The following is a 10,351-nucleotide window of genomic DNA, read 5'->3' as shown; positions in this document are numbered from 1 at the left end:
TTTCTGCAAGGCTAGTGCAGGCGCTAAGCTCGCAAGGTGCATCTCTGTATTCAATTGGAAATGAACGCGAGCGCGACTTTTTTCGCCCCGCTGCCAACATAAACCTTGACTCTACAATCGTTGTAGGGTTTTCACTACACTGGTAGCAAAACGAACCCAGCCAGAAAGCCCCGCCCATGGAACACGACCTCACACGCGGCAATGTCCTCAAGACCATCGCGGTCTTTGCCCTGCCCTATATGCTCTCGTACTTTTTGCAGATGCTCTACGGCATGGCCGACCTGTACATGATGGGGCAGTTTAGCGGCGCCGCCGGCATCACCGCCGTGGGCAATGGCGCGCAGACGCTCTATATCATTACCGTAACGCTCGTGGGCCTGGCCATGGGAACGACGGTCATCGTCGGCCACGCCGTGGGCTCGCGCCGGTTTGACCGAGCCGAGACCGCCATCGGCAACACCATCACGCTCTTTATGGGTGTCTCGGTGGTGCTGGCCGCTGTCCTGCTCGCACTGTGTCCGCAGATTGTGGCGCTCATTGGCACTCCCGCCGAAGCCGTCGAAGGCACTGCCGCCTACCTGCGCATCTGCTTTGTCGGCATTCCCTTTATCGCCGCATACAACATCCTCTCGGCCATCTTTCGCGGGCTGGGCGATTCGCGCTCGCCCATGTACGTGATTGGCGTGGCGTGCATCATCAACATCGCGCTCGACTTTCTGTTTATCGGCCACATGGGGCTCGGCCCCGTAGGCGCCGCACTCGGCACGGTTATCGCACAGACGGCGAGCGTGGCCCTCGCGCTTGTGTGGCTCAAGAGCCGCCGTACGCACATTCACCTCAAGCGCAGCGACCTGCGCCCCCAGCCCGAGATGCTCGGCAGCATTCTTAAGATCGGTGTGCCCGTGGCCGTGCAGGACGGCTGCATCCAGGTGGCGTTTATGTTCATCACCGTCATCGCCAACCACCGCGGTCTGGTCGACGCCGCCGCCGTAGGCTTGGTCGAAAAGATGATCAGCTTTTTGTTTATCGTGCCGAGTTCCATGGGCGCTACCGTCAGCGCGCTCACGGCGCAAAACGCCGGCGCGGGCAAGGGTGACCGCGCGCGTCAGGTACTCAAGGACGCCATGACCATCTCGGCGGTGTACGGCTGCCTGATCACGGTGCTGATGTGGCTGGTGGCGCCGGCGTTTATCGGCTTTTTTGCCAAGGACGCTGCAGTGGTCACCGCCGGCACCGGCTATATGCGCAGCTACATTTTCGATGCGATTTTTGCCGGCATCCACATTTGCTTTAGCGGCTTTTTCGCTGCGTACGGCAAGAGCTACATCGGCTTTGCGCACAACGTGCTGGCCGTGGCGCTCATTCGCGTACCCGGCGCATGGCTGCTGTCGAACGCCTATTCCGACACGCTGTTCCCCATGGGTATCGCCTCGCCGTGCGGGTCGATTCTGTCGGCGGCCATCTGCGTGATTGCATTTACCGTGCTCAACCGCCGCGGAACTTTTGACAAGCTGATGGCGTAGCGGGGCAACGCAGGCCTAGCGCCTCTCCCCTGTTTTACCGAAAGGAGCGGTCCTGTGACCGACATGCCAAGCGAACACACCGAGGGCCTGCTCCGCATTGGCGAGGTGGCGCGCTTGCTCAATTTGAGCGTGGGCACACTGCGCCATTACGAACAGATGGGGCTATTGGAACCGGCATATGTCGATCCGACGAGTGGGTACCGCTACTACGGATCGCGGCAGCTCTCCACCCTCAACACCATCAGCCACCTGCGTGTTCTCAACTTGCCGCTCGCACAAATCCGCGAGTTTGTGACAACGCGCGATGTGAACCTCATGCAGCGGCAGCTGGCTCAGCAGCAGGAGCTCATCGAGCGCAAGCGCAGCGAGCTGGAGCGCGTGTCGCGCAAGATCGATAACCGACTTGCCCTGCTGCACGATGCCCTAAACACCGAGCTCGATACCATTTGCACAATCGATGCGCCCGAGCTTCACTGCGCCGTGCTGAGCGAACGCGTCAACCCTACCGACGCATATGCGCTGGAATGGCAGATTCGTCAGCTGCAGAAGGGTCAGCACGAGACCTTTGTCTTTCTGGGCAACTTGGGCGTCGGGATCGCGCCCGAACGCCTTGCCGCCGGCGACTTTGATGGCTACGACGAGGTTTTTCTGCTGCTGGATGACACGGACGATTACCTGGGCGATGTCGAAGTACGTCCCGCCGCGCGGTGTCTGACGGTCAGCTTCCGCGGCACGCACGGTCAGGCGGCCCCGCGCTATGAGCGCTTACTCGATTACATGCACGAGCGCGACCTGTCCCCCGCCGGTCCCTCGCGCGAAATCGCCCTCATCGACGACATCATCAGCGACGATCCGGGAGCGTATGTGACGAGGATCGCGATACCGGTCCGCTAATCACTACCATTTATCGAGCAATTCCATCCATTTACCTTAATCCGAATTAGATTGTATTTTGTAGCAAATAAAATGACAGCATATTGCCCCCCATAGGCAGGAGACATTATGCCCAGAGTTCAATCACGTCGCTCGTTTCTTCTCGGCCTAGCCTCGATCATTGGCTTATCCGCGTCACGCCCAACAAGAGTATTCGCTGCCGACTCAAACTCATCCGTCGCTTTTACATCAGACCTAGCACAAGACTACGCGCTTTCCCTGTTGCCCATCGTCGACGGATCCGCGAACTTAGAGATCGAGCAAATCGTTCCCGTATGCCAACAAATCGGCCTTATCTGTGGCTATGAAATCAGTGTCACAAGGGAAGGAAGCCCTTACGGTTATTTAATACTTGACGCATCATATCCTGGGCTTCTGAAGGAGATAACCCTCGGCGATACCATTCTTCCGATTTCAGCTTCTCTATCAAACGCCATTTCAACTTATTCCGGCCAACAGGCCACAAACCCAACCGTACTAATTTCGTACAACGATATTGAATATGGAACTTTGGTGCCAGGAACTAGAGACTGTGTAACCAACTATAACAATATACGGTCTGTCCCGATTGTCACCGAAAAGGGTATAGCACCTCAAAGCAATAACCCAACTTCATGGGATGCAGTCATTATCAATGAAGATGACTTGATGTTGCATTTCCAAATAGACGATTTAAACGGAATACCGTTCCGAGGAGTCTCGGAATCATTAGTTGAAGCCCGCACTAATAAGTATGCATGCGTCGTTTCTGCCTTGTACGCTGTATCAATGCATTACGGTCTCACCAGTTCAAACGCTAATCAATTTAATCCCGATTATTATAAAGAAATATGGAACGTCACTGGCACAACAACGTATAAGACCAATGATCAGGGCGTCGAGTACGGAAGAACGATCATCCCAGATGGAATTGTTCCGTTTAAAAGTCTTGCCGCTCAAAAGGGTAGAGCACTTAATACTCAATTTTTCGGTTATCAGCCTCAATTCGCTCAGTACAGAGCAACTATCGATCAAGGGAATATCGGCTTGTATCATATGTGGATCAACAGCCGAAACAGTGAAGGATCCGTCGAGCTATCAGGTCATACAGTCACGGTAACTGGCTATTTTACTGGGCGTAATGGAAGCTCTGGCATCGAACTGCAGTGGCTCGAAGTATTCGACGGATGGAACACTTATCCCCGAGCGATTAACTATGCAACGCCCAATATGGTCAAATTGAACGGAACAGTCTTTTGGTAGACCGGATGGCACCATCAAAATGCTATGGCACCACGGCCTTTGCCCTGGTTACGATATTGGTGATTTTCGCTATGTTTGCATCCGTTTCTTCATGCACAGATAGAGCCCGCTATAGCGGAGGAGATGATTACCTTGTCTTTGGAGCCGGCAGCGTTCATTCTATTGAGGGAACGGAACTCGTAATCCAAACAGACAACAGTCCCCGCTACACCGACGCTGGAAAGCAAACCCGGATTACATTCCCCTCATCTGGCCGAATCAAAGACAAGCTTTCCCAAATCAAAGTTGGGACAAGAGTTTCCTACTCACGCTTTGACTCGGTAGACGCATCTGGATCATACGAGGGAAACGATATCGAAATTGAACAGGCAAACACTATAAGGAGATGTTGAGGAACTGAGCCTCTGCGCAGTTCCTCAACAAATCATTATGCCTCCGGGACCCTACCCGTCGCCAAAATCTGTTCAAGTGCCGCCTCGTCCAGCACGGGCACGCCCAGCTGCTCGGCCTTGGTGAGCTTGGAGCCCGCTTTGGGGCCGGCGACCAGATAGCTCGTCTTCTTTGACACGCTACCCGAAACCTTGGCGCCGAGCACCTTGAGCGCCGCACCCGCCTCGTCGCGCGTGCGATTGACGAGCGTGCCGGTGAGCACAAAGGTCAGACCCGCAAGCGGCTGTGCGTCGGCAAGCTCGCCCGCCACCCCAGCGTCGGCTGCGGCTTGCGCGTGCGCGGCGCCCAAGTCGACCTCAAGCGACAGACCAGCCTGGCGCAAGCGCTCCAGCACGGCGAGGTTTTCGGGCACGGCCAGGAACTGTTTGACGCTCGCCGCAATCTTGGGACCGATGCCCTCGCACTCGGCAATATCCTCTTCGCTCGCCAAGATGAGCTTGTCAATCGACAGGAATCGCTCGGCGATGACCTCGCCCACGCTCTTGCCCACATGACGGATGCCCAGGGCAAACAGCACACGCCCGAGTGGCTGGCTCTTGGACTTGTTGAGCTCGGCGATGATTTTCTCGGCCGTCTTAAGGCCTACCGGAATGGGATCGCCCTTCTTAACGCCCTTTTTGCTGTTGGAGCTGGCGTACACGCGCCCCGTGTCCAGGCCGGCGATGTCGTCGACCGTGAGCTGGTAGAAGTCCGCGACATCGTGGATCAGGCCAGCGGCGATCATCTTGTCGACAATCTCGTCGCCCAGGCCGTCGACGTCCATGCAGCCGCGGCTCACCCAGTGGAGCAGGCGCTCCTTGAGCTGTGCGGGGCAGTCGATGGACACGCAGCGGTAGGCCACCTCGCCATCCTCGTGAACCACGGGGCTGCCGCACACGGGGCAGACCTCGGGCATGTGCCAGTCGACCGAATCGGCCGGGCGCTTGTCGAGCACCGGGCCCACGACCTCGGGGATTACGTCGCCCGCCTTGTGCACGATGATAGTGTCGCCCTCGCGCACGTTCTTGCGACGGATCTCGTCGATGTTGTGCAGCGTTGCGCGCGCGATGGTAGAGCCGGCAACCGTGACCGGGTCGAACTCGGCGACCGGCGTGAGCACACCGGTGCGGCCCACTTGGATGCGAATCTCGCGCAGGACGGTCTGCTTTTCCTCGGGCGGGAACTTAAAGGCAATAGCCCAGCGCGGTGCGCGAGCGGTAAAGCCCAGGTCGAGCTGCTGCTGGAAGCTGTCGACCTTTACGACTACGCCGTCGATGTCGTAGTCCAGGTCACCGCGGTGCTCAAGTGCCTGGGCACAGAACTCGTGAACCTCAGCCGGCGTGGCGCAGCGGGCCACGTTGGGGTTGACGCTGAAGCCGGCGCTGCGCAGCCAGTCGAGAAATTCGCGCTGGCTGTGGACGTGCAGCGGATCGGTATCGGCAATGGCGTAGATAAAGGTGGCCAGGTCGCGGCGTGCCGTGACCTTGGGATCCTTCTGGCGCAACGATCCGGCAGCGGCGTTGCGCGGGTTGGCGAAGGGGTCGCGACCCTCGGCATCGGCCTCTTCATTCAGACGCACAAAGCTGCCCTTGGGCATATAGACCTCGCCACGTACTTCGATGGCACGCTCGCGGTCGGCGCCCATGTGGGCGAGCGCCGGCTCGGACAGGTGCATGGGCACATCCTTGATGGTACGCACGTTGAGCGACACGTCCTCGCCCGTGGTGCCGTCGCCGCGTGTGGCCGCGCGCACAAAGGTGCCGTTTTGGTAGGCAAGCGCCACGCCCAGACCGTCGATCTTAAGCTCGCAGGTATAGGTGACGCTACCGGCTCCGAGCGCATCCTCGGTGCGCTGGAGCCACGCGTCGAGCTCGTCCAGATCCATGGCATCGTCCATGGAATACATGCGTGCCATGTGCGTGACCGGCGTAAACTGCTCGCTCACGTAGCCGCCCACGCGCTGGGTATAGCTGTCGGGCGTCACCAGGTCGGGGTAGGTGGCCTCGATCTGCTGGAGCTCAACGAGCATTTTGTCGAAGGCGGCATCCGTGATCTCGGGCGCATCGAGCATGTAGTAGCGGTAGGCGTGGTAATCGAGCTCGTGGCGCAGCTCGGCCGCACGCGCCGCCGCCTGGGCACGGGCATCGGCCGGTGCAGCGGTATCCTCGCTCGCGGGCGTTTTGGTATCGATATCTACACCGTCACCAAACAGGCTCGATTGCTCCATTGCGGCACTCCTTCGCTCGATTTCAAACGGATACTAGAGTACCACCGGTCACAATGGGGTCGAATCGCCCTTTCAAACCGCATCGAATCGGCAGCCGCCAGACCGGAGTGGATCGCGCGATCAACTCATGCCCTTGCCATTTCTAAATGATCCGTTTCCCCGTCCCCAACGGATCAATAAGAAAAGAGGGGACTGTCCCGCGTTGGCGGGACAGTCCCCTCTGGCTTCGATATGTGCAATACGGTTCGTTAGAAACCCTGGCCGTTGCCCTGACCCTGGCCCTGCTGGCCAAGCAGCTCCTCCAGATACTGGCGCAGCTGCTCGTCGGTAATACCGCCGTTGCCGGTATCGGTCGCGCTGTCGTTCTGCTGCTGGTTCTGCAGCTCCTCGTCGGAGCCCAGCTCAACCGTGACCTTCTTCTCTTCCTTGCCGCGCATGAGCGTGATCTCGACCTTCTCGCCCACCTCGTGGCTGCGCAGCGCGATGATCAGGCCGTCGGCGCTCGAAATCTCATCGTCGCCCAGCTTGGTGATGACGTCGCCCTCCTGAATGCCGGCCTTGGCGGCAGGACCATCCTCAACGACGCTCGCCACATACGCGCCGCTATCGGTGCTCAACTTGTTGGTGCGGGCGTTAAGCGCATTGACGCTCGAAAGCGTAGCGCCCATGTACGGATGCACCGGCGTCTTACCGTCGATGATCTGGTCGGCAATGTTCTTGGCGTAGTTAACCGGAATGGCAAAACCCACGCCCGAGCTGGAGCCCGAGTAGCTCTCGATAAGCGAGTTGATACCCACAAGCTCGCCATTGTCGTTGACGAGCGCGCCGCCGGAGTTGCCCGGATTGATGGCGGCATCGGTCTGGATCATGTTGGCATAGATGGTGTTGCCGCCGGTAGAGCTCATGGCCGTGGAGCGATACAGCGCCGAGACGATACCGGTGGAGACAGACTGTTCGTTGCCGAAGGGCGAGCCGATCGCCATGACCCACTCGCCCACGTTGAGCTTGGAGGAATCACCGATCTCAATCGGCGTGAGCTTGGAGGCGTCGGCGTCCTTGAGCTTGATGACGGCCAGGTCGCTCGAAGCGTCGTTGCCCACGAACTCGGCCTCGTAGGTGGTGCCGTCGTCCATGGTCACCACGTACTGGTCATAGCCATCGACCACGTGGTTGTTGGTGAGGATATGGCCCTCGGTATCGAGCACCACGCCCGAACCGACGCTGCCCGAGTTATCCGACTCATCGGCAGACTGCGAAAGCGAGCCATTCTGGCTGCCGCTCGAAGTGGCGGTAATGGAAACCACGGAGGGCAGGGCCTTGGCAGAAACGGCCTCGGCCAGCGTGGTGTCCTCGGAATCAATCGTAATCTTTTGCGTCGACGAACCCGAAGCGCCCGCCGTCACGGCATTCTTGCCGCCGCCGATGTTGAGCGTGCCGCTCATAATGAGCGCAATGACCAGCAGGGCACCACATGCGCAGCCGGCGAGTGCCGTAATAAAGATCGGCAGCTTTTTGGTCTTGGTCTTGACCACTGTGTGCTTGTTTACAACCTGCTGGCTGCCCAGCGGCTTGCCGGTCTGCGTGTCGTAGGCCTGTACGTAGGGAATGTTGTTGCCGTCGGCAGGCGTCGACTCCACCTGCACGCGCGGCTGCTGCTGAGTCTCGCCGGCGTTGCCCGCGTCCTGGGGACGCTGGGAATCGTTCTCGCTCATAGCTGCGATCCTTTCGTCAAATAACCAAAGGCCCGCCAAACACGTGGTGGGCCATCATTGTTCACGTTGAGTTGTACCCCAATATGCGGGCGCAAGTGTATGAGAACGCAATCTTTTAGGAAGGCTTAAGTTCTGTTGCAGGCCCAAAAAGGAACCCGCACCTGCGTCAAAACCACCACAAAGGTGCCTGTCCCCTTTGTGGTGGAAATCTAGTCCTTAAACAGATAGCCCACGCCGCGGACGGTGGTGATGTGTGCCGCGATCTGCGGGCCCACCTTGGAGCGGATGCGTCGAATGTGCACGTCGACGGTGCGCGTGCCGCCGCAGTACTCAAAGCCCCACACGCGGTGCAGCAGCACTTCGCGACTGTAGGCGCGGTTGGGGTGCGTCGCCAAAAAGCTCAGCAGCGAGTACTCCATCAGCGTCAGGTCGATGGGCTCGTTATCGAGTGTCACCTGGTAGGTGGCAAGGTTGATCTCGAGGTTATCGATGTTGAGCACATCGTCGGCGGTGACGGTCTCCTCCTCGCCCATCAGGCGCTGCGCGCGAGCCTTGAGCTCGTTGGGCGTCGCCGTGGGGCATACAAAGTCGGCATGCGCGTGATTCGGCAGGCGCAGGGTACCGAGCGCCTCGTCGTCAACGATCACCAGCATGGGGACGCCGCCGCGGTCGTCAAGCCACTTGGCAATCTGATCGATGCGGTCGCTGCGGATGCCATCGGAATCGAGGATCAGCAGGTCAAAGTCGTGCGCCGCGGTCGGCGAATCGGGGGTAGCCAGGCTCACCTCGACACCCAGGGTGGTCGTCAGGCTGCGGGCAAACTCGTGGAAGCGCGTCGTGCGCGCCATGAACAGGGCACTCTTTTCGGACATATCGGCCTCCAAAGAAATGAGCTCAATCGTACTGGAACAAGCCAGCGCGGTTAGGAGTTCGCCAGGTAGTGCTTGATCTCCCACTCGGTGATCGTAGACTCAAACTTATGCCACTCGTCGCGCTTCTTTTTGAGGAAGAAGCTGTGGATGTGCTCGCCGAGAGCATCCTTCATAAACTGCGAGTCCTCAAACACGTCGAGCGCCTCTTTAAGCGAGCGCGGCAGCGGCGCGTAGCCGGCCTCGACCATCTGACGGTCGGTAAGCTTGAGCGTCTCGGCCGTGGCCTCGGGCGGGAGCTCCAGCTTGCGCTCGATGCCGTCCAGACCAGCCGCCAGCGTGACGGCGTTGACCAGGTACGGGTTGGCCATGGGGTCGGGGCTGCGCAGCTCGATGCGCGTGGACAGCTGCTTGCCGGGCTTGTAGACCGGAATGCGGACCATACTCGCGCGGTTGCGCAGGCCCCACGTGGCGTACTGCGGCACGGAGTCGCCACCCGTGGTGATGCGCTTATACGAGTTGACCGTGGGGTTGGTGATGGCGCTGATCTCGCGCGCGTGCGCCAAGATACCGGCCATATAGTGCTTGGCGACGTCGGAGAGATGGTACTTCTCGTCGTCCTCGCCCCAAAAGACGTTGTTGCCGTCGTGGTCGAACAGCGACTGGCACAAGAACATAGCGCTGCCGTCCTCGCCCGCCAGCGGCTTGGGCATAAAGGAGGCGTGGCAACCGCTCTCGTAGGCCTGCTGCTTAATGATGAGCTTGGCCGTGGTGACGGCGTCGGACATGCTCAGGGCCTCGGCGTGACGCAAGCTCATGCCGTGCTGCGAGCGGCCGGCGGCGTGGAAGGTGTACTCCACGGGCACGGACATCTTCTCGAGCGTGAGGACCGTGTTGCGACGCAGGTCGCGGGCGGCATCGCTCACCGAAAGATCGAAGTAGCCCACGTTGTCGAGCGGCTCGGGGGTGTGCTCGTCGGGGAAGTAGTAATACTCCAGCTCGGCACCCACGTTGAGCAGATAGCCAGCCTTCTCGGCCTTGCGGAACATGCGGCGCAGGGCATCGCGCGGGTCGCCGGCAAACGGCTTGCGATCGGGAGTGCACACATCGCAGAACACGCGGGCGACGCCGTTATGGCTCGGACGCCACGGCAGGATCTGGAAGGTCGAAGCATCGGGGAACGCCAGCATGTCGGCTTCCTCGGGCGTGGCAAAGCCCTCGATGGCGGAGCCGTCAAAGCCAATACCCTCCTCAAAAGCAACCTCGAGGTCCTCGGGGCTAATGGCAAAGTTCTTGAGGCGGCCGAGAATGTCGACAAACCACAGACGCACAAAGCGGATGTCACGCTGCTCTACAGAGCGGAGTACGTAATCGATGTTCTGCTGGTTCATGTCGCTCCCCTTTCTTTCGGGCGGG

General features: G+C 59.4%; 7 protein-coding genes. 3 read left to right on the top strand and 4 right to left on the bottom strand.

Going from position 1 to position 10,351, the window contains the following annotated elements; all coding sequences use genetic code 11:
- The first annotated feature begins 176 nt into the window (after positions 1-176).
- From AAAV21_RS01535 to AAAV21_RS01525, 3 genes are all read left to right on the top strand, one after another.
- Positions 177-1,523 carry an MATE family efflux transporter gene (locus AAAV21_RS01535; RefSeq protein WP_349106949.1) on the top strand — a complete coding sequence of 449 codons (1,347 nt, stop codon included), beginning with the start codon at positions 177-179 and terminating at the stop codon, positions 1,521-1,523.
- A 63-nt stretch (positions 1,524-1,586) separates the two neighbouring features.
- Positions 1,587-2,417, top strand: a complete 831-nt coding sequence (locus tag AAAV21_RS01530) for a MerR family transcriptional regulator (RefSeq protein WP_117655263.1) — start codon at positions 1,587-1,589, stop codon at positions 2,415-2,417.
- Between the two features lie 108 nt (positions 2,418-2,525).
- On the top strand, positions 2,526-3,698 hold the full coding sequence (locus AAAV21_RS01525; protein WP_147326448.1) for a hypothetical protein: 1,173 nt from the start codon (positions 2,526-2,528) through the stop codon (positions 3,696-3,698).
- Positions 3,699-4,125: 427 nt separating this feature from the next.
- Here AAAV21_RS01525 and ligA read toward each other — a convergent pair whose 3' ends face one another.
- From ligA to AAAV21_RS01505, 4 genes are all read right to left on the bottom strand, one after another.
- On the bottom strand, positions 4,126-6,354 hold the full coding sequence (gene ligA, locus AAAV21_RS01520; RefSeq protein WP_349106947.1) for an NAD-dependent DNA ligase LigA: 2,229 nt from the start codon (positions 6,352-6,354) through the stop codon (positions 4,126-4,128).
- A gap of 248 nt (positions 6,355-6,602) precedes the next feature.
- Entirely contained in the window at positions 6,603-8,066 is a 1,464-nt protein-coding gene (locus tag AAAV21_RS01515; protein ID WP_349106945.1) for a trypsin-like peptidase domain-containing protein, read from the bottom strand.
- 209 nt (positions 8,067-8,275) lie between these two features.
- Complete coding sequence (locus AAAV21_RS01510; protein ID WP_006234733.1) at positions 8,276-8,938, bottom strand: response regulator transcription factor; 663 nt, start codon at positions 8,936-8,938, stop codon at positions 8,276-8,278.
- A gap of 50 nt (positions 8,939-8,988) precedes the next feature.
- The gene (locus AAAV21_RS01505; protein WP_349106943.1) at positions 8,989-10,326 is read right to left on the bottom strand and encodes a glutamine synthetase family protein; all 1,338 of its coding nucleotides are present in this window, start codon (positions 10,324-10,326) and stop codon (positions 8,989-8,991) included.
- Positions 10,327-10,351: the final 25 nt, after the last annotated feature.

Source organism: Collinsella sp. CLA-AA-H302 (assembly GCF_040093305.1).
Lineage (GTDB): Bacteria > Actinomycetota > Coriobacteriia > Coriobacteriales > Coriobacteriaceae > Collinsella.
Note: the sequence above shows the minus strand (reverse complement) of the source record. Positions and strands in the feature narration are given on the sequence as shown.

Excerpts from the sequence above, each read along its gene's own strand:
- AAAV21_RS01510 (WP_006234733.1), bottom strand. The coding sequence starts at position 8,938 with ATGTCCGAAAAGAGTGCCCTGTTCATGGCGCGCACGACGCGCTTCCAC.
- AAAV21_RS01515 (WP_349106945.1), bottom strand. The coding sequence starts at position 8,066 with ATGAGCGAGAACGATTCCCAGCGTCCCCAGGACGCGGGCAACGCCGGC.
- AAAV21_RS01535 (WP_349106949.1), top strand. The coding sequence starts at position 177 with ATGGAACACGACCTCACACGCGGCAATGTCCTCAAGACCATCGCGGTC.
- ligA (WP_349106947.1), bottom strand. The coding sequence starts at position 6,354 with ATGGAGCAATCGAGCCTGTTTGGTGACGGTGTAGATATCGATACCAAA.
- AAAV21_RS01505 (WP_349106943.1), bottom strand. The coding sequence starts at position 10,326 with ATGAACCAGCAGAACATCGATTACGTACTCCGCTCTGTAGAGCAGCGT.
- AAAV21_RS01530 (WP_117655263.1), top strand. The coding sequence starts at position 1,587 with ATGCCAAGCGAACACACCGAGGGCCTGCTCCGCATTGGCGAGGTGGCG.
- AAAV21_RS01525 (WP_147326448.1), top strand. The coding sequence starts at position 2,526 with ATGCCCAGAGTTCAATCACGTCGCTCGTTTCTTCTCGGCCTAGCCTCG.